This window comes from Bradyrhizobium rifense (assembly GCF_008123425.1).
Classification (GTDB): domain Bacteria; phylum Pseudomonadota; class Alphaproteobacteria; order Rhizobiales; family Xanthobacteraceae; genus Bradyrhizobium; species Bradyrhizobium rifense.
Genome location: NZ_VSSS01000030.1, coordinates 1 through 19,721, shown reverse-complemented (window position 1 = coordinate 19,721; position 19,721 = coordinate 1). Strand labels below are relative to the sequence as shown.

At 64.4% G+C, this 19,721-nt stretch carries 16 protein-coding genes; 13 read left to right on the top strand and 3 right to left on the bottom strand.

All coding sequences use genetic code 11. The features are described 5' to 3' along the window. Nucleotides 1–59 precede the first annotated feature (59 nt). Nucleotides 60–1,340 carry a lipoprotein-releasing ABC transporter permease subunit gene (locus FXB40_RS18740; RefSeq protein WP_148773669.1) on the top strand — a complete coding sequence of 427 codons (1,281 nt, stop codon included), beginning with the start codon at nucleotides 60–62 and terminating at the stop codon, nucleotides 1,338–1,340. 7 nt (nucleotides 1,341–1,347) lie between these two features. Beyond that, nucleotides 1,348–2,052, top strand: a complete 705-nt coding sequence (locus tag FXB40_RS18735; protein ID WP_148773668.1) for an ABC transporter ATP-binding protein — start codon at nucleotides 1,348–1,350, stop codon at nucleotides 2,050–2,052. Between the two features lie 127 nt (nucleotides 2,053–2,179). Here the strand turns inward: FXB40_RS18735 and FXB40_RS18730 are convergent, their stop codons facing one another. After that, nucleotides 2,180–3,259, bottom strand: a complete 1,080-nt coding sequence (locus tag FXB40_RS18730; protein WP_187436974.1) for a quinone oxidoreductase family protein — start codon at nucleotides 3,257–3,259, stop codon at nucleotides 2,180–2,182. Between the two features lie 108 nt (nucleotides 3,260–3,367). Between FXB40_RS18730 and FXB40_RS18725 the strand changes: the two genes are divergently transcribed. From FXB40_RS18725 to FXB40_RS18695, 6 genes are all read left to right on the top strand, one after another. Then, a complete protein-coding gene (locus FXB40_RS18725; protein ID WP_148773667.1) occupies nucleotides 3,368–4,141 on the top strand; it encodes a helix-turn-helix transcriptional regulator in 774 nt (257 codons plus the stop codon). Nucleotides 4,142–4,220: 79 nt separating this feature from the next. After that, a complete protein-coding gene (locus FXB40_RS18720) occupies nucleotides 4,221–4,625 on the top strand; it encodes a hypothetical protein (RefSeq protein WP_148773666.1) in 405 nt (134 codons plus the stop codon). Beyond that, nucleotides 4,603–5,208: a hypothetical protein gene (locus FXB40_RS18715; RefSeq protein WP_187436973.1), complete on the top strand. Its 606-nt coding sequence runs from the start codon at nucleotides 4,603–4,605 to the stop codon at nucleotides 5,206–5,208. The genes FXB40_RS18720 and FXB40_RS18715 overlap by 23 nt, the downstream gene beginning before the upstream one ends. A gap of 217 nt (nucleotides 5,209–5,425) precedes the next feature. Further along, on the top strand, nucleotides 5,426–6,484 hold the full coding sequence (locus tag FXB40_RS18705; protein ID WP_148773665.1) for a LacI family DNA-binding transcriptional regulator: 1,059 nt from the start codon (nucleotides 5,426–5,428) through the stop codon (nucleotides 6,482–6,484). 212 nt (nucleotides 6,485–6,696) lie between these two features. Next, on the top strand, nucleotides 6,697–8,094 hold the full coding sequence (locus FXB40_RS18700) for an ABC transporter substrate-binding protein (protein WP_148773664.1): 1,398 nt from the start codon (nucleotides 6,697–6,699) through the stop codon (nucleotides 8,092–8,094). Nucleotides 8,095–8,211: 117 nt separating this feature from the next. After that, a complete protein-coding gene (locus FXB40_RS18695) occupies nucleotides 8,212–9,144 on the top strand; it encodes a dihydrodipicolinate synthase family protein (protein ID WP_148773663.1) in 933 nt (310 codons plus the stop codon). Between the two features lie 19 nt (nucleotides 9,145–9,163). Here FXB40_RS18695 and FXB40_RS18690 read toward each other — a convergent pair whose 3' ends face one another. Next, nucleotides 9,164–10,399 carry a hypothetical protein gene (locus tag FXB40_RS18690; RefSeq protein ID WP_148773662.1) on the bottom strand — a complete coding sequence of 412 codons (1,236 nt, stop codon included), beginning with the start codon at nucleotides 10,397–10,399 and terminating at the stop codon, nucleotides 9,164–9,166. A gap of 123 nt (nucleotides 10,400–10,522) precedes the next feature. After that, nucleotides 10,523–10,807 carry a DUF3551 domain-containing protein gene (locus FXB40_RS18685; RefSeq protein ID WP_148773661.1) on the bottom strand — a complete coding sequence of 95 codons (285 nt, stop codon included), beginning with the start codon at nucleotides 10,805–10,807 and terminating at the stop codon, nucleotides 10,523–10,525. A 256-nt stretch (nucleotides 10,808–11,063) separates the two neighbouring features. Between FXB40_RS18685 and FXB40_RS18680 the strand changes: the two genes are divergently transcribed. From FXB40_RS18680 to FXB40_RS18660, 5 genes are all read left to right on the top strand, one after another. After that, the gene (locus tag FXB40_RS18680; RefSeq protein ID WP_148773660.1) at nucleotides 11,064–11,783 is read left to right on the top strand and encodes an outer membrane protein; all 720 of its coding nucleotides are present in this window, start codon (nucleotides 11,064–11,066) and stop codon (nucleotides 11,781–11,783) included. 450 nt (nucleotides 11,784–12,233) lie between these two features. Beyond that, entirely contained in the window at nucleotides 12,234–15,737 is a 3,504-nt protein-coding gene (gene dnaE / locus FXB40_RS18675) for a DNA polymerase III subunit alpha (protein ID WP_148773943.1), read from the top strand. 142 nt (nucleotides 15,738–15,879) lie between these two features. Next, nucleotides 15,880–16,371 (top strand): DUF2846 domain-containing protein, encoded by a 492-nt coding sequence (locus tag FXB40_RS18670; protein ID WP_246207709.1) that lies wholly within the window; start codon nucleotides 15,880–15,882, stop codon nucleotides 16,369–16,371. A gap of 138 nt (nucleotides 16,372–16,509) precedes the next feature. After that, nucleotides 16,510–17,250: a carbonic anhydrase gene (locus FXB40_RS18665; protein WP_148773659.1), complete on the top strand. Its 741-nt coding sequence runs from the start codon at nucleotides 16,510–16,512 to the stop codon at nucleotides 17,248–17,250. A gap of 205 nt (nucleotides 17,251–17,455) precedes the next feature. Further along, nucleotides 17,456–19,721 (top strand): caspase family protein (locus tag FXB40_RS18660; RefSeq protein WP_148773658.1); only part of this gene is annotated, 2,266 nt, incomplete at its 3' end.

The following is a 19,721-nucleotide window of genomic DNA, read 5'->3' as shown; positions in this document are numbered from 1 at the left end:
CGCGATAATGGGCCGGCAATCCGGCCACAATTGACCCCGAATCATGGGATTATCAAGCGATGGATGAAACCATGACCGAGACCGTGCAGACCGCGCCTTTCGCGCCCTTCGAGTGGATGCTGTCCGCGCGCTATTTGCGGGCGCGCCGCAAGGAGGGATTCATCTCGGTCATCGCCGGGTTCTCCTTCCTTGGCATCATGCTCGGCGTCGCGACGCTGATCATCGTGATGGCCGTGATGAACGGCTTCCGCAAGGAGCTGCTGGACAAGATCCTGGGGCTGAACGGCCACATCCTGGTACAGCCGCTGGAATCGCCGCTGACCGATTGGAAGGACGTCGCCGAGCGCATCAGCCAGGTGCAGGGCATCCGGCTCGCGGCCCCCGTGGTCGACGGCCAGGCGCTGGCGTCCTCGCCCTGGAACGCCTCGGGCGTGCTGGTGCGCGGCATCCGCTCCGACGACCTCAACAACCTCACTTCGATTGCCAAGAACATCAAGCAGGGCTCGCTCGAGGGCTTTGACGACGGGCAGGGCGTCGCGATCGGCCGGCGGCTCGCCGACCAGCTGTCGCTGCATGCCGGAGACAGCGTGACGCTGGTGGCGCCGAAGGGCGCGGTGACGCCGATGGGCACGACGCCGCGCATAAAACCCTACAAGATCGTCGCGGTGTTCGAGATCGGCATGTCCGAATACGATCTCGGCTTCGTCTTCATGCCGCTTGCCGAAGCGCAGGCCTATTTCAACCGCAGCAGCGACGTCACCTCGATCGAGGTGTTCACCACCAATCCCGACAGGATCGACGCCTTCCGCAAAGCGGTGACGGAGGCGGCGGGCCGGCCAGTGTTCCTGGTCGACTGGCGGCAACGCAATTCGACCTTCTTCAACGCGCTCCAGGTCGAGCGCAACGTGATGTTCCTGATCCTGACCATGATCGTGCTGGTCGCGGCGCTGAACATCGTCTCCGGCCTGATCATGCTGGTGAAGGACAAGGGCAGCGACATCGCGATCCTGCGCACGATGGGCGCCTCGCAAGGCTCGATCATGCGGATCTTCCTGATCACGGGCGCCTCCATCGGCGTGGTCGGCACGCTGGTCGGTTTCTTCGTGGGGCTCGTGATCTGCCTCAACATCGAATCCATCCGGCAATTCCTGTCCTGGCTGACCAGCACCGAGCTGTTCTCGCCAGAACTCTACTTCCTGTCGAAACTGCCCGCCGAGATCGACGTCGGCGAGACCACGGCCGTCGTCATCATGGCGCTGACGCTGTCGTTCCTGGCGACGCTCTACCCGTCGTGGCGCGCCGCGCGCCTCGATCCGGTCGAAGCGCTGCGGTACGAGTGAGGGGCTGATGGAGCAGCAGCAGGGGGCGGAAGATGTACCGGTCATCTATCTCCACGAGATAAAACGGCAGTACCTGCAGGGCGAGGCGGCGCTGACGATCCTGGACAACGCCAAGCTCGCGCTGTGGGCGGGACAATCCGTGGCGCTGGTCGCGCCGTCGGGTTCGGGCAAGTCGACGCTGCTGCACATCGCCGGCCTGCTCGAAGCGCCCGATTCCGGCGAGGTCTATGTCAATGGCGCGCCGACATCGCAACTGCCCGACATCGAGCGCACCCAGCTGCGCCGCACCGATATCGGCTTCGTCTACCAGTCGCACCGGCTGCTGCCGGAGTTTTCTGCGCTGGAGAACGTGATGATGCCGCAGATGATCCGCGGCCTGAAGAAGTCCGAGAGCGTCAAGCGCGCCAAGGAGATCCTCGGCTATCTCGGCCTCGGCGACCGCATCACGCATCGGCCGGCGGAGCTGTCGGGCGGTGAGCAGCAGCGTGTCGCGATTGCGCGCGCGGTCGCCAATGCGCCCCGTGTGCTGTTCGCGGACGAGCCGACCGGCAACCTCGATCCGCACACCGCCGACCACGTGTTCCAGGCCCTGATGCAGCTGGTCAAGGCGACCAAGGTCTCGATGCTGATTGCGACCCATAACATGGAGCTCGCCGGCCGCATGGACCGGCGCGTGTCGCTGTCGAACGGCCAGGTCATCGAGCTCGAATAAAAACGCGAAAACAACCCCGTGCACAGTAGACGGCCGCGGCCGTCCATGATCGGGGTGACGTCTCCCATCCATTTGATCAATCAGGCAAACCCGCCGCAGCTGCGCATCGCCGCAGTGGGCCGGCCGATTACGGCCGGATCACCGTCAATTTGAACGGTCCGCCATTGGCTGCGGCATGGGCCACGGCCTCATTGACGTGGTCGAGGTCGAAATCCGTCGTCGCATATTCGTCGAGCCGCAGCAGCCCCGCGCGCACCAACCCGATCAGACGCGTTGCCGCATCCGGCGGATACATCCAGACGCCGTGGATGGAGATGCAATTGCGCATGAGCCAGGGGTAGGGCAGTTCGAGGCCCGGACCGCCGGCCATGCCGACGCCGCCCATCAGCACGACGCGACCGTAAGCGCGCACCGTCATGATCGCCGCGCGTACCACGCTCGTGCTCACCGAGGGCGGCATGATGTCGAACACGCAGTCGATCGGGCCACCTGCAGCGCGCTTCATCGCCTCGCGGTCGTCGTCCTCGTTGCCAGTGAGCCTGACCGGCTTCACCCGCGTGCCGAAGCGACGGACGAGGTCAGCGAGGATTTTCTCGTTGCGACCGGGCGTTACCACGCAGGCCGCGCCCATCGCGAGTGCGACGGAGACGGCCGCGCTGCCGAAATTGCCGGTGGCCCCGCTTACCAGCACGGTCTCGCCTGCTTGAAGGTTTGCGGCGAGAAAGCCGCCATAGGGCACCAGCGCCGTTCCCAGCGCGCACCATTGCGAGGCTTCTTCCGAATTGATCGCGCCCAGGCGCTTCACGTTCTCCGTCGGCACGCGCATCTGCTCGGCATACGAGCCGTGGCGAAAATGCTGTTGCAAGCGCATGCCGCCGGGGCCGGCGGCCGTGAGCCCCTGCAGGGCGATGTCGGGCGCCACGACATCGTCGCGCGAACGCACCGTCGGGTCACAGAACACCCAGTCGCCAATGCTGAGCTTGGTTGCGTCCGGGCCGATCGCGCGCACCCGGCCGATGCCGCCAGGGCCGGGGATGATCGGCAGATCGAGCGCGTAGTTGCGCTCACCGCTAAAGACCTCGTTCATGTAGGACAGGACGCGCGTGGCGACGACGTCGACGATGACCTCGCCGGTGCCAAGCGCCGGATCCGGGGCGTTCTCGATCATCAGCGGCGATCCGAAGGATTTGAGTACGGCAGCTTTCATGATGTTCACCTCAGAGACGGGTGACACCCATATGCGGCGCCCTTGAAGGGACAAGAAGGCCTGGTATTATCCTAGTATTCCCAGACCCTCCATCCACGGGAACACGCCATGGCCGACCCCCGCCGCGTCGAATTCGGCGATTTCCTCCGCTCCCGCCGCGAAAAGCTGTCGCCGAAGACGGTCGGCCTTCCCGCAGGGCAAAGGCGGCGCACCGCGGGGCTTCGCCGCGAGGAGGTCGCCCAGCTCGCCGGCATCGGCGTCGACTGGTACATCCGCCTCGAGCAGGGCCGCACCGTCAGCCCGTCGGTCACCACCGTCGATGCGCTGGCGCGTGCGCTGCGCCTCAGCAAGACCGAGCATGCGCACCTCAAGGACCTCGCGCGCGACGGCGCGCGGGGCGCGTTCACCCGCGAAGTGGTGCCGCCGCCCATTCTGCGCCTGGTCGAGAGCCTGCCGCATCCGGCCTACATCACCGGGCGCCGCTGGGACGTGCTGGCCTGGAACGAAGCCGCCGAGGAGATTTTTGCGTTCGGCCGGTTGCCGGAGGAGGATCGCAACACGTTGTTGCTGATGATGACCAACAAGCGAACGCGAAAATCCTACGGCGCGGGCTGGGCTGATGTGGCCAAGCGCATGGTCGCGATGTTTCGCGCCACCCACGACGTCTGGGCCGGCGATCCCGCCTTCGCGGAATTGCTGACGCGGTTGCGCCAAGGCAGTCCCGAATTCGTCAAATGGTGGGGCGCGCATGAGGTGCACGGCACCTTGTCGGGCCGCAAGACCATGACCCATCCGACCAAGGGCGTGCTGCATTTCGAGCACACGAGCTTTCAGGCCAATGACGATCCCGCGCTGAAGCTCGTGATCTACACGCCGGTGTGAGGGCGAAAGCCCCTAGGCTGGTGGCCTTGCCTGCGACCAGAGCGTGCTCTATGTTTTTTGCTCGCGTCGAGGGTTTGGAATGTTCTTGAAGATCGCAGCATTTTTTTATGCGGTTTGTTTTTCGGCTTCGCTCTTTGATCCAACGTTCTATGGAACGCCGCTTCGCGTCGTCGGATTTGCTCTCGGATTGGGTGGGGTGGCCGGTCTCTTCCTCGTTGCCTTCAAAAGGCCCTTCCTTTCGCAGGGCTTTTGGAGAGCTTTTGCGGTGATTTACGTCGGCTATCAGCTGGTCTGCGTACTGTTTTTGGGCGGTGCCCACTCGGTGACCGCATCGCACGGCATTTTGGGGTTGGTGGGCGCCCTTGCGATGAGCGTCGTTCTCCAGTTTCCGATCCTTCTGAGCTTGTGGCGGCTTTGTTTCGCCACCAATACATCCGGCCCGCAGGGTTCTGGGGGAGCAGTTGCTCAAGAGGACAGCGCTTGAAGGTCATTTCTGGGCAACGATTTGGGTTCGTGATCGATGCACCTCGATCGACGGGCGGCCGCCGGTTTCCTCCGAAAATTCAAGGTGGCTGGATAGGTCAAAGCCGGACGGCCGTTTGGGGAAGTATTTCCTCGTGACAGATAAGAGCCCGGCGAAGTCGGAGACGGGGCTCCGTCCGGCAAGCATCATATGGTACGAACGCCTCGCCTGGGTGGGGGTCGCGCTCACCGCGATATCGGCCGCCGCGGACTGGGCTGTTCTCATCAAGTACTATAATCAGCAGCCGATTTTCTATCCAATCATGGTCGCCTGCGTGTTTGCGGTACAACTGCTCTGGATTTCGCTGGTCGCCCGCAAGCGACAGAACTGGGCCCGTTGGACAAGTCTCGTTCTGGTCGTTCTGGCAATTCCGGGGGAAATCCTCGGCTTCGATGAACGCTTCAGGTTCAACGCCACCATGACAATCGCCTCGTGCGCGGCATTCGCCATGTGGACGGTCGCCGTGGCGCTGCTCTTCCGTCGAGATGCCCGCGGCTGGTTCGCCGACAGGCGTTTGGCGTCCGGCGCCGGTCCGCCGTTGTAATCGTAGACCAAGATCCGCAGCACCGCCTCGGGCCATGTCCCATCCGACCAAGGGCGTGCTGCATTTCGAGCACATGAGCTTTCAGGTCAATGACGATTCCGCGCTGAAGCTCGTGATCTACACGCCGGTGTAGGGGCGGGTGAACCTCTTTGCGAAACAATGGAGTCTTCGAGTAGGTTCACTATTCAAAACGCGATCACCGGGGTGGGCTTGGACTGTGACTGGCACGAAACGAACGCGCGAGGGAAGCGGCCGGGTCAAGCTCGAGGCGGTCGCCAGTGCCGCGAATGTATCGACGGCGACTGTGTCGCGGGTGTTCAACGAGCCGGACAAGGTGTCCGAGGCGATCCGGGAGCGCGTGAAGGAGGCGGCGCGCGCCCTCAACTGGATCCCGAATGCCGCGGGCAGGGCGCTGGCATCGAGCCGAACGCATATTGCGGGCGCGATCATCCCGACGCTGGACAACGAAATCTTCGCGCACCAGATCGGCGGCATGCAGGCCGTCTTCAGCAATGCCGGCTTCACGCTGTTTCTGGGCTGTTCCAATTACGATCCACTGGAAGGCTTGAGGCAGGCGGAGGCGATGCTTGCGCGCGGCGTGGAGGCGATTGCGCTCGTCGGTGAGAACCATCCGGCGGAGCTTTTTGCGGCCTTGAAAGCCCGCGACATTCCCTATGTCGTCACATACTCCTACAGCAAGCTGTCCGAACATCCCTGTATCGGGTTCGACAATCGTGCCGCCTTCATCCGGATGACGGATCATCTGCTCGCGCTCGGACATCGCCGCTTCGCCGGCATCTTCCAGCCGGTCGCCAACAACGATCGTGTCGCCGCGCGGCTAGCCGGCGTGAGGGACGCATTGGCGGCTGCGGATCTGGCGATGGCGGACGAGAACCTGCTGGTCGGTCCCTCCACGCTGGAATTCGGCGCCGAGAGTTTTTCGCACCTGATGACGCGGGAACGAGAGGTGCGACCGACGGCCATCGTTTGCGGCAACGACAACATCGCGCTCGGCGCATTGATGGCGGCCAACGCCCTGGGCCTGAAGGCGCCAACAGACTTCTCGATCACAGGGTTCGACGATCTCGCGATTTCGTCGCGCTTTGCACCAGGCCTGACCACCATGAAGGTCGACAACCAGTCGATCGGCACATCGGCCGCCAATCAACTCCTCGCCGTCGTCACGGGCCGCCAGGCTGGCCCGCAGTCCGAAGAGGTCGCTCCTGTGCTGCAGATCAGGGACAGCTCTGGCAGGTGGCCCCAGGATCGCGCGTGATATTCGGCCGGGGACAGCCGCCTTGCCGGTCTGGCGGGCGAGATGGCTGATCTGCGCAAATCTAGAACCGAATCATCTCATTGAAAAACAAGAGAAAACGGCTGTTCTGCCGGAATTGACACCCTGTCTGTAAGCGCTTACAAAATTCGCGGCTCATCGCCATAAGCGTAGCGAGCGTTTCGCAAGGAAGCGCCAGGGGAGGACATGCGGGAATGCGGGTCGGTCTGTCGAAAACATTGAACGGCTGGGCAGTCGCAGCCACGCTTCTGCTGAGCTCCTTCGCGGCATCGCCGGCGGCGCACGCCGAGGAGAAGCTGGTGATTTGGTGGAACAAGGGCTTCTACTCGGCCGAAGAGGACGCGCTGCTCCAGGCGATCCACAAATTCGAAGCCAAGACCGGCGTGAAGGTCGAGCTGTCGCAATACGCGACGCAAGACATCATTCCGAAGACCGTCGCTGCGCTCGATTCCGGTACGGTGCCGGATGTCGCCTACGCCGACACCTTCAACTTCCAGAGCGTTGGCAAATGGGCCGCAGAAGGCAAGCTCGAAGACCTGGGCTCCGTGCTGACGCCGCTCAAGGACCAGTTCGACAAGACCGCACTCGAGACGGTGATGCTCCAGAACGAGCAGACCAAGATCAAGGGCTATTACGCCTTCCCGGTGAAGCAGGCGACGCTGCATCTGCACTATTGGAAAGACATGCTCGAGGAGGGCGGTCTCAAGGAAAGCGACATTCCGAAGGACTGGAAAGGCTTCTGGTCATTCTGGTGCGACAAGGCTCAGCCGGCCGTCCGCAAGGCGAGCGGCAAGCGCGTCTATGGCATCGGTCTGCCGATGGGAGTGGACAGCAGCGACAGCCTGATCGGCTTTCTGACCTTCGCCGAGGCCTATAACGTCGTGATGGTCGACGACAGCGGCAAGCTGCTGCTCGACGATCCCAAGGTGAAGGCCGGGCTCGTGTCTGCGCTCAGGGATTACACCGATATCTACAAGAAGGGCTGCGTCCCGTCCTCCGCGACGAGCTGGAAGGACGCGGACAACAACGTCGCCTTCCACAACAAGACGACGGTGATGACCTTCAATCCAACCATCTCGATTCCCGGCAAGTGGCTGGATGACTCGACCAACCAGACCCTGACCGCCGAGCAGCGGGACGAAGCCAGGAAGAACTACGAGGAGCGCATCCGGACGCTGCCCTGGCCGAGCAAGCCGGACGGCTCGCCGATGCACACCCGCGCGTCTGTCGTCGTCGGCGTGGTGTTCCAGCAGGCGAAGAACAAGGCGCGCGCCAAGGAGTTCGTGCAGTTCCTGCTTCAGGACGAAAACCTCCAGCCCTATGTCGAAGGCGCGCTGGGCCGCTGGTTCCCGGTGAAAACCGCCGCCGTGAAGTCGACCTTCTGGAACGGCGACGAGCATCGCAAGATCCTGCGCGACCAGTTCGCAGCCGGCGTCGGTGGCTACGAGATGACGCGGAACTACAAGTTCACCACGGTCAACAACGAGAACGTCTGGGCGAAAGCCACGATCCGTGTGGTGCTCGACAAGGTGCCGCCCGAGCAGGCCGTCGACGAGATGATCGACCGCATCAAGAAGATCGTCAGCGACTAACAACAGGCGTCCGCGGCAGCCCGCTTTGCTGCTGCGGACGCCGACTTGCCGTTGATCTATAATCGCGGAATGGACAGCGAACTCGCTGCCTCATTCGCCACTGTCTGGAGCTTGCTTGTGACCATCGCGCTCAAGGGCATCATTCCCGTGATGCTGACGCCATTCACCGAGGCGAAGACGATCGACTATTCCGGCCTCGAAAGGCTGATCGAGTGGTATATCGCCAACGGTGCCGACGCATTGTTCGCGGTCGCTCAGTCCAGCGAGATGCAGTTCCTGACGCTGGACGAACGCGTCGAGCTCGCAAGGTTCGTCGCCAGGACGGCGGCCGGCCGGCTTCCCGTCATCGCATCCGGCCATATCAGCGAATCCAGGGAAGACCAGCTGACCGAGCTGACGTCGATCGCGAAGACAGGTGTCGATGGATTGGTGCTGGTGACGAACCGTCTTGCGTCGCTCGATCTGACGGGGACGAATTTCACCGACAATGTGACCTGGCTGCTCGACAGGCTGCCCAAGGACATGACGCTCGGTCTCTATGAATGTCCGGCGCCGTTCCGCCGGCTTCTCTCCGATGATGAGCTGGCCTTTTGCGCCGACAGCGGCCGTTTTGCGATTCTCAAGGACGTCTCGTGTGATCTTCCGACCGTGCAGCGCCGGGTCAAGCTGACGAACGGCTCGCCGCTGCGGATCGTCAACGCCAATGCCGCGATCGCCTTCGACGCGATCAAGTCGGGGGCTCCCGGATTCACCGGTGTGTTCACGAACTTCCACCCCGACCTCTACAAATGGCTGCTGACGCAGCACCAGAAGCACCCGTCGCTGGCGAATGAGCTTTCGGTCTATCTCGCGCTTGCCGCGATGGCGGAGCCGATGGGGTATCCGAAACTGGCCAAGCTCTATCACCAGCGGCTCGGCACCTTTTCCTGCATCGAGAGCCGGGCGGTCGATTTCGACATTCGCGAACGCTTCTGGGCGCTCGATGCGCTGATCGACAAGATCGTCGAGGGACAGGAATCGTTCCGCGCGAAGATCGCGGCGGCAGGCTGAGCACGACGCGCCTGCGGCCTTAGGTGCCGCGACCTGGCAGAGGAGCCGATGGCCAGGGACTCTTCGGAGCGGCCGTCGCCGGAGGGCAATTTGCCTCGAGCTGCCTCCACGCCGACGGCAGGCCCGTGGCGTCGATGTCGAACTTTGTCGTGTCTGCCGTTTCGTCCGGCTTCCGCGTGATCTCCCGGACATGCAGGGAGCGGGACGCCATGATCGCTCTGAATTTGCCGAAATCGAGCGAGCCGCTCCACATTTCGTATTTGCCGGCCCGTACCGATAATCCTCCGGCTTCCTCGTTGGGGGCGGCGTCCGCCGTCATCACGATTGTGCGTTTGCCGATCGCAGCCTCGTCGATCTCGGCCGCGAACATCAGCGGCACGCGATTCTTGTTGTCGCAATACAGGCGCCATTCCATCGTTCGGAACGACGGGCCGATTTCGTTCTTCAGCATTGCGAACTTGCTGACGTAGGGCGTCGTTCCTTTCTCGAGCCGCCACATCGTCTCGGCAAGAGAACGCGTGTCGATGCCGAACCTGTCGAGCTCGGTGCGCGTCAGCACGTGCAGGTTTTCAAACTTCACGGTGTGGATCAGATCGTCAAGCTCGCGGCTGATCCCCATAGCGGAGATATACGCGGTGCGGTCGCGGTCGGCGGCTGCCGTGCGCCGCTGCCTGAATTCTGCGAGCAACGCGGCAGGCGGATGGCCGTGAATCGCAAAGACGAGCCTGGAGTTATGGACCGCAAGCGCCGCGTCGGGTGCCACCTCGCGCGACGTCGCGCCGAGAAACAGGTAACCGCAGGCCGAGTTGCACATCGCGTGGTACGTCGTGAGCTCGGCCTCGATCTCGCCGCCTGCGTTCTTCGTCTTCAGGCATGCGGCGTCCACCTGCGTGCCCGCGGCACACGCGGTTACAATCGTCTGGCCGACCCGCGCGACCGCCTTGCGGCTGCGCAGCAGGCGCCCGATGACATAGGACTGTTCCACATTGCCGCCGGGCGAATGAAGATAGATCGGGCGCTGCGTGTCCTTGACGCCGGCGAGGAAGCGGCGGACGCGCGATGCCGCGTCATTGTCGACCTGGCCCTCGATCGCGATCCAGCGGTCGCAGCCCGGCCCGCAAGCGTCAGGGGCCCCCTTGGCAAGATAGATCGTCAGCCTGGATGCAAATCCTGCTTTCTCGGCCTCCGTCTGTTCTGCACGCGATGCGCCAGGGATCGAGAGCGTGGCCACGAGAAGCAGGATACGGGCAAGCATGGAATGAGCAGACCGGGCAGGGAAGGACACGCGCTGACGTTACAGGATGATGGAACCAGCTACAACTTTCAGTGGCATTCCCGCGTGCCGGAGGCTGGGTCCGCCGCGAGTGGCATTGATCCCTCAATCGACGCGCCGCGAGCGGCGAGGGGCGGCCTCCTTCTTCGGCGCGAAATACGGATTGACGACGCAGCTTGTGGAGCGGGTGACGGCGAGAGACCTGCACTGCTCAAGCGAGGCGTAGCGGCAATCGTAATAGCTGCTGCGGCCGTAGATCTGCGCGCAGACCGGATAGTCGGGATCATAGGTTTGCGCGCGCACAGGCGCGCTCGCGCCGAACATGAACGCAATTATGGCGATCGCGCCTGAGAATGTGGCGGTAATGGGGAGAGAAAACGATGCGCGCATTCTTCGATTTTCCGATCACAGGATTGTGCGGGCGACGTCGTTACGCGCGTTCGCAATGCATGTTGTTCCGATGACGTTGGAACTGCTGAAGTCTCTTGTTTCAAAGGGTTTCCGCGCACGCGCCGCTAAACTTTCATTAATGTAGAGCGGCCCTTTGGCGTGAACTGTTGCGTCGAGGTTACAGCAATTCCGTCGACGGCTGTTATGACGTCGCCATGGCCCGGGGGCCTAACGACGAAACTGGAACGGGATTCAAATGAACAAGAATTTGTTGCTTGCTGCTGTGAGCCTCGTCGCGATCAGCGCGACTGCACCGGCGCTGGCTGCTGACCTTGCCGCTCGGCCTTACACCAAGGCGCCCGCGATGATCGCCACCGTCTATGACTGGAGCGGCTTCTACATCGGCATCAACGGCGGCGGCGCTTCCGCTCACACGACCTGGAATCAGACCGCTCCGCTGGTTGGCGGCGAAGGTTCCCACAACGCCACGGGCGGCACGGTCGGTGGTCAGGTCGGCTATCGCTGGCAGTCGGCACAGTGGGTGTTCGGCGTGGAAGGCCAGGGCAACTGGGCTGACTTCTCCGGCGACAACCTCAGCGCGCTGACCGGCTTCACCGACCGCTCGAAGATCGATTCGTTCGGTCTGCTCACCGGTCAGGTCGGCTACGCCTGGAACAACGTTCTGCTCTACGTGAAGGGCGGTGCGGCTGTGGTTGGTACCAAGAACGAGCTGCGTGCCGCCGGCGCGACGTTTGCTTCGGTCAACGACACCCGTTGGGGCGGCACTGTCGGTGCGGGCCTCGAGTTCGGCTTCGCTCCGAACTGGTCGGTTGGCGTCGAGTACAACCACATCTTCCTGTCCGGCAAGGATGTCACCTTCACCGGCTTCCAGACCGACCACATCAAGCAGGACGTCGACATGGGTCTCGTCCGCCTGAACTACAAGTTCGGCGGCCCGATCATCGCGAAGTACTGAGACTAGTCGCTCCTTTCGAGCGATCGTCGAAGCCCCGGCCTCGCGTCGGGGCTTTTTTGTTGCGTGAATTCAGCGAGTTAACCATTTCATTTTGAAGCGGCTGAGTTCGCTTGACTCCCGAGAACGAAATGGGAACAATGTTCTTCATACGTTCTAGTGATGGAGCAAGCCATGTTCAGGATTTTCGTGGAAGAAGCCGCTGCACTGACGTCGATCGCGCTGTTCGTCGGGATGATCGCGATCTGGGCCCAGGTCATACCGCAGCTCTAGCCGGCCGGGCCCCTTGCTGGACCCCCTTGGGGAAAAGCGGGATGAGGCGGCCGATCGGCGGCTGCGGCGTGGACTCTGGCGCGGCGACACCCCACCATTGTGAGGCGAGTCGGCCGGGCGATGCAGGGGATGCTGCCGGCGATCGCTCCAACGCATCTCACAAGAGGCCATCACGCGACCATGCCGAGCGCCGGATTTGTCCACCTTCACGTTCACTCGGCCTATTCGTTGCTCAAGGGCTCGATCAAGATCGCCAAGCTCGCCGAGCTTGCGAAGAAGGACCACCAGCCGGCCCTGGCGCTGACCGACACCGACAACCTGTTCGGTGCGCTGGAATTCTCCGACAAGATGGCGGGATCCGGCATCCAGCCGATCGTCGGCTGCGAGCTCGCGATCGATTTCGGCGACCAGGATCCCAATGCGCGCAACGCGCTGCCACCTTCGCGCGTGGTGCTGCTGGCAGCGCAGGAGCGCGGCTATCGCAGCCTGATGCGGCTGAATTCGCGCGCCTTCCTCGAATCGCCCGACAGCCACGCGCCGTTCATCAAGTTCGACTGGTTCGACGGCGAGACCGAGGGCCTGATCGCGCTGACCGGCGGCCCGGACGGGCCGATCTCGCTCGCGCTTGCGTCGGGGCAGGCCGAGATTGCGGCTGCGCGCTGCGAGCGGCTCGCCGGGCTGTTCGGCGACCGCCTCTACGTCGAATTGCAGCGCCACAACATCGACAAGGAACGGCGCGTCGAGAGCGGGCTGATCGACATCGCCTATGCCAAAGGCCTGCCGCTGGTCGCGACCAACGAGCCGTATTTCGCGTCGACCGACGATTACGAGGCGCATGATGCGCTGCTCTGCATCGCCGGCGGCCGGCTGATCGCGGAGACCGAGCGCGAGCAGCTCACGCCGGATCACCGCTTCAAGACCCGCGCCGAGATGGCGGTGCTGTTTGCCGACATTCCGGAGGCGCTGGCGTCCACAGTGGAGATCGCCGAGCGCTGCTCGTTCCGACCGATGACGCGGAAGCCGATCCTGCCGTTCTTCACCGTCGGTGCCGCCGCAAGCTCCGATGCCGCCGCGGTCGAGTCGGCCGAGCTGAAACGGCAGGCGGAGGAGGGGCTCGCCAATCGCCTGCGCGTGCACGGCCTGTCGCAGGGCACGACGGAAGAGGACTACAACAAGCGCCTGGCGTTCGAGCTCGACGTCATCATGCGCATGAAATACGCGGGCTACTTCCTGATCGTGTCCGACTTCATCAAATGGGCAAAGGCGCAGGGCATTCCGGTCGGACCGGGCCGCGGCTCCGGCGCAGGCTCGCTGGTGGCGTGGGCGCTGACCATCACCGACCTCGACCCGATCAAGTTCGGCCTGCTGTTCGAGCGCTTCCTCAATCCCGAGCGCGTCTCGATGCCGGACTTCGACATCGACTTCTGCCAGGACCGCCGCGGCGAGGTGATCAGGTATGTGCAGGAGCGCTACGGCCGCGACCAGGTCGCGCAGATCATCACCTTCGGTACGCTGCAGGCGCGCGGCGTGCTGCGCGACGTCGGCCGCGTGCTGCAGATGCCCTACGGCCAGGTCGACAAGCTCACCAAACTCGTGCCGCAGAATCCGGCCGCGCCGGTGACGCTTGCCGCTGCGATCGAGAGCGAGCCGAAACTCCAGGCGTTTCGCGACGAAGACCCGGTGGTGGCGCGCGCCTTCGACATCGCCCAGCGCCTCGAAGGTCTGACGCGGCACGCCTCGACCCACGCCGCGGGCATCGTGATCGGCGATCGCCCCTTGAGCGAACTCGTGCCGATGTACCGCGATCCGAAGTCGGACATGCCGGTGACCCAGTTCAACATGAAATGGGTCGAGCCGGCCGGCCTCGTCAAATTCGACTTCCTCGGCCTCAAGACGCTGACCGTGCTCGACGTCGCCTGCAAACTGCTCAAGCCGCGCGACATCCATGTCGATCTCGCGACGTTGCCGATCGACGATGCCGAGAGCTACCAGATGCTGGCGCGCGGCGAGGTGGTCGGCGTGTTCCAGGTTGAAAGCCAGGGCATGCGGCGCGCGCTGGTCGACATGCGTCCCGACCGTTTCGAGGACATCATCGCGCTGGTCGCGCTGTATCGCCCGGGCCCGATGGCGAACATCCCGACCTATTGTTCGCGCAAGCACGGCGACGAGGAGCCGGAATATCTTCATCCCGTGCTCGAGCCGATCCTGAAGGAGACTTTCGGCGTCATCATCTACCAGGAACAGGTGATGCAGATCGCGCAGGTGATGTCGGGCTATTCGCTCGGCGATGCCGACCTGCTGCGCCGCGCCATGGGCAAGAAGATCCGCGCCGAGATGGACAAGCAGCGCGACATCTTCGTCGCCGGCGCGGTGAAGAACGGCGTGCCGAAGGCGCAGGCCGAGACCATCTTCGAGCTCTTGGCGAAATTCGCCGACTACGGCTTCAACAAGAGCCACGCGGCGGCCTATGCGCTGGTGTCCTACCACACCGCCTACATGAAGGCGCATTATCCGGTGGAGTTCATCGCGGCGTCGATGACGCTCGATCTCAACAACACGGACAAGCTCTCCGAATTCCGCTCCGAGGCGCAGCGCCTCGGCATCAAGGTCGAGCCGCCGAACATCAATCGCTCCGGCGCGACCTTCGAGGTTGGCGACAAGGTCATCTACTACGCGCTCGCAGCGCTCAAGGGCGTCGGCATCCAGGCCATCGACCAGATCATCGAGGAGCGGACCAAGCGGGGGCTATTCACCTCGCTCGCCGACTTCGCGGCGCGCGTCAATCCGCGGGCGATCAACAAGCGCATCATCGAAAGTCTCGCCGCCGCCGGCGCCTTCGACACGCTGGAGCCGAACCGCGCACGTGTCTTCGCTGGCGCGGACTCGATCCTGGCCGCGTGCCAGCGCGCGCATCAGGCCGAGACCATCGGCCAGAACGACATGTTCGGCATGTCGGCGGACGCGCCGACCATCATGCTGCCGCAGATCGAGCCGTGGCTGCCGGCCGAGCGGCTGCGCCGCGAATATGACGCGATCGGCTTCTTCCTGTCGGGCCATCCGCTCGACGATTACGCCACCGTCTTGAAGCGGCTGCGGGTGCAGAGCTGGGCGGAATTTTCGCGCGCGGTGAAGACAGGTGCCACCGCCGGCAAGGTCGCGGCCACCGTGGTGTCGCGCATGGAGCGGCGCACCAAGACCGGCAACAAGATGGGCATCATGGGACTTTCCGATCCCACGGGCCATTTCGAGGCGGTGCTGTTCTCCGAAGGCCTTGCGCAATATCGCGACGTGCTGGAACCGGGCGCAGCCGTGCTGCTCCAGCTCGGTGCCGAATTGCAGGGCGAGGACGTCCGCGCCCGTGTGCTGCATGCCGAGCCGCTGGATGACGCCGCCGCCAAGACGCAGAAGGGCCTGCGCATCTTCGTGCGGGACACCAAGCCGCTGGACTCGATCGCCAAGCGCCTGGCCGGACCGGAGGCCGCAGGCAGCAACGGCGCCGCGCCAAAGATCGGCAGCCCCGGCATCGCACCGCGCTCCAACGGCGACGGCGAGGTCTCGCTGGTGATGATGCTCGACCTCGAGACCGAGGTCGAGATGAAGCTGCCCGGCCGCTTCAAGGTCTCGCCGCAGATCGCCGGCGCCATCAAGGCGGTCGCGGGCGTGGTCGACGTGCAGCAGCTCTAGCAGCACGCATGATGTTGCGGCTGATCGCATATTTTGCGGCAGTAGCTGTGCCGGACCCGTTGCAACCTGCCGCTGATTCCGGCTAGCCTGCTCCCGGGGAAAATTCGGGGGCGTGATGTTACTGCGTGGGCTGGTGTTGCTCATGGCTGCTGCGTTGCTGTGCGGCTGTGAGACGGCGAGAAGTGGGCTCGACTATTCGGAGACGGTGCGCAAGATCGGGCCACCCAGGGCCGGGCAGGCGCGCGTGGTTGTGTTTCGCGAGAAGGGTTACGGCGGCATTGGCGATCCGGACTGGGTGTTTTCCCTGGACGGCACGCCGATCAAGGGCCTGAAGACCGGAACATATGTCTATGTCGATCGTCCGGCGGGCCAACACCAATTCGTGGCGGAGGAGGCGGCCCTCGGCGTCACACGCGTGGATTTCTCCGCTCAATCCGGCCAGACGGCGTTCTTCGTGACGCGCATGAGCGCGCGCAAGAGCGCCGTGATCGCAAACGCGAGCACGGGCGTGTTGGGTTGGGGCCTCACGCTGGCTATGACCTCCGGCTACAAGAATCAGGGGCCGCTGGATTTCCTGCCGCTGGACGAACAGGCGGCAAGGACGACCATCGCGGAGCTTAAGCTGGCGGAGTAGGTCTGCCGCCGGCGCCAGCCGCGCCGGATGGTTGGCGCCCGCGGATCGACCTTGTAGTCTCGTCACATCATTACGGGTATGATCGTTGCAATGCGGCGCGTCTGCGAGGACGCGTTCGTTGCGCCGGGAGGGAACGTGATGTGTGACAGGTGCTCTGAATCTGTACATGACAGAATCGCGCCATCGCGACGATCCGCGCTGCTGCTGACTGCTGCCGCGCTTGGCACCGCCTTGAGCGGCCGAGCCTTCGCCAAGGATAACAAGCCACCGCCCAAACCGCAGAACGTGCTGTCGCCCGATGCGGCGTTGAAGCGGCTGATGGAGGGCAATGCGCGCTATGTCGATGGCGTGTCACGGCGCCACGATTTCAAGCATGAGCGCGAGGCGCTGGCTGGCGGGCAGAATCCGTTCGCGGCAGTGCTGAGCTGCGCCGACTCGCGCATCGCGCCCGAATATGCCTTCGACACCGGCCGCGGTGATCTCTTTGTCTGCCGCGTCGCCGGCAATTTTGCAGGCACCGAGACCATCGCCAGCCTGGAATATGCGGTTGCCGTGCTCAACGCGCCGCTGATCCTCGTGCTCGGCCATGATGCTTGCGGCGCGGTCGATGCGACGCTGAAGGCGCTCAAGGACAACACATCGCCGCCGGGACACATTCCCTCGCTGGTCGATGCAATCGCCCCGGCCGCGAAAGCTGCGATGCAGCAGGGCGGGGAGGTGCTCGACAAGGCGATCCGGCAGAACGTGATCGACAATGTCGGCAAGCTGAAGTCGGCCGCGCCGATCCTCAATGCAGCCGTGGAACAGGGCAAGCTGAAGATCGCCGGCGGCATCTACCGGCTCACCACGGGAACGGTCGATCTGATCGCGCAGGGTTGAAACTCAAGGCTGAAACTCAAGGCTGAAACTCGAGGCTGAGGTTCATGCAACAAGGCTGAGGCTTACGCGGAGCTTACGCAAGACATCGGGCTTGGCTGGCGCCATGCCGCCGCCTCAATCCGAGCCTTTCGTTCAACTGCCGTTCAGCCGGCCGCGCGCCTCATGCGGGTTGGCACCTCAACAAACAATAACGGGCGAGCAAGCCATGCGCGGGACACACAAGGTCTTCATCTGCCTCCTTCTGCCGATCCTCTTCGTTGCGGGCGCGCTTGGCCCGGTGCGCGCGCAGCAACCCGAAAAGCGCATCGCGCTCGTGGTCGGCAACGGCGCCTATTCGAAGTCGCCGCTGGCAACCACCGCGAACGATGCCGGTTTGATCGCGCAGACGCTGCAGGCGGCGGGCTTCGACGTGGTCGGCGCGCGGGATCTCGACGGCGACACGCTGCGCAAGAGTCTTCGCGACTTCATCCAGAAGGCGCAGGCCTCAGGCCCCGGCACCGTCGCGATGATCTATCTGGCCGGCTATGGCGTGCAGCTTGCCGGCGAGAACTATTTCATCCCGGTCGATTCCAACATCGCGCGCGATACCGACATTCCGACCGAGGCACTGCGCATCAGCGATTACGCCCGCCAGCTCGCCGCGATCCCGCTCAAGGCCAACATCGTCGTGCTCGATGCGGCGCGCGCGCAGCCCTTCATCGAGGGCGGCCAGCAGCCGATCGCGAGCGGCCTGGCACTGGTCGAGCCCGATCCGAACATGCTGATCGCCTTCAACGCCGCGCCCGGCACGGTGGCGCCAGAAGAGCCGGGGCCGTACGGTGTCTATGCGCAATCGCTCGCCGAGATGATCCGCACCGGCGGCCTGTCGTTGCCGGAGGTGTTCGACCGCGTTCGCTTGCGCGTCAACGAGGCCTCGAAGGGCGCGCAGGTGCCGTGGGACGACCAGAAGGTCAGCGCGCAATTCGCCTTCTTCGAGCGTGCCCCCGACGCGCCGCCGCCGCAGACTGCGCCCGACCAGGTCGCGGCGATCCGCGACAAGCCGATCCGCGACCTCGGCGTGCAGGACGCCTACGCGGCCGCGCTCGAGCGCGACACGCTGCCGGCCTATGAGGAGTTTCTCGCCGCCTATCCCGGTGATCCCATGGCGAAGCGCGTCATGGCGATCGTGGCGGCGCGCCGCGAGGCGATCACCTGGCGGCGGTCCTATCGCGCCGATACGCCGGACGCTTATTGGTCGTATCTGCGCCGCTATCCGCGCGGGCCGCATGCGGGTGACGCGCGTCGGCGGTTGGCGATCCTGACCGCGCCGCTGGAGCCGCCGCCGACCTTCGCGATGATGGACTATGACGTGCCGCCGCCGCCGCCGGCCGAAGTGGTCTATGTCGACCGTCCGGTGCTGTATTTCAGCGACCCGGATTTCGGCTTCGCGCCGCCACCGCCGCCGCCGGACTATTTCTGTCCGCCGCCGCCGCCGGACTTCGTCGTGCTGGCACCGCCGCTCGCGGTCGTCGGCCTGTTTGTGCTGCCGCAGCCGGTGTTCGTGCCGATGCCGGTCTTCGTCAGCCCGCCGGTCTATGTCGCGCCGCCGCCGAACAACATCATCTTCAACAACATCCATAACACCACGGTCATCAACACCGTGATCAACCAGCCACCGGCCCCGCTGCCGGCCGGCAACGCCGCCGCGGCTGCAGCCGTCGCCGCGAATGGAGCGGGGCGCCCGAGCGGGATGACGCAGGTGCCGACGGTCGTGAAGCAGCAGGCGCAGCAGATCCAGGCCAATCCGAACCAGCAGCTGAAGCCGAGCCAGGCGGCGCTCGTCAGCAACCCCACGGCAAAGCCGGGGGCGATGAAGGTGATGCAGGTCCACACGACGCCGACCGCGGTTACTCCGACCGCGGCGTCGCCGGCAGCCGGCCATGCGCTTCCGGTGCCGGGCACCCAGAACACGCCGTCCGCGCCGGCTGGTGCAGCGGGTCCGCAAACCGCGCCGAATCGGCAGGCGCCGACGGCAACAGCGCCCGCCAACGGACAGCCGCAGGTTCATCCCAATACGGCGACGGCGCCGGCTACCACGACCACTCCGGCCAACGCCGCGACCACGCCGGGTACGAAGCCGCCCGTGGCACAAACGCCAACGACCGGCGGGCCGGATCCGCATGCAAAATCACTGGCGCATGAGCCGGCCGTCACGCCACCGACCACGACCCCGGCGGGCAAGCCGCCCGTGACCACGACGACCGTGACCAATGGGAAGCCGACGCAGCCTTCTTCGCCGCCGGTCGCGGCGCGGGAGCAGATCAAGCCGCAGAGCCTGCGGCCTGTAACGCCATCGCCCGCGCAGGTCACAAGGACCCCGCCGTCAGCGCCGCACCCGCAGGCGCTCGCAAGGCCGGCACCTCCGCCTCCGCCGCGGGTCGCCGCGCCGCCTCTGCCGCGGGCGGCGCCGCCACCACCACGCCCGCCTGTCG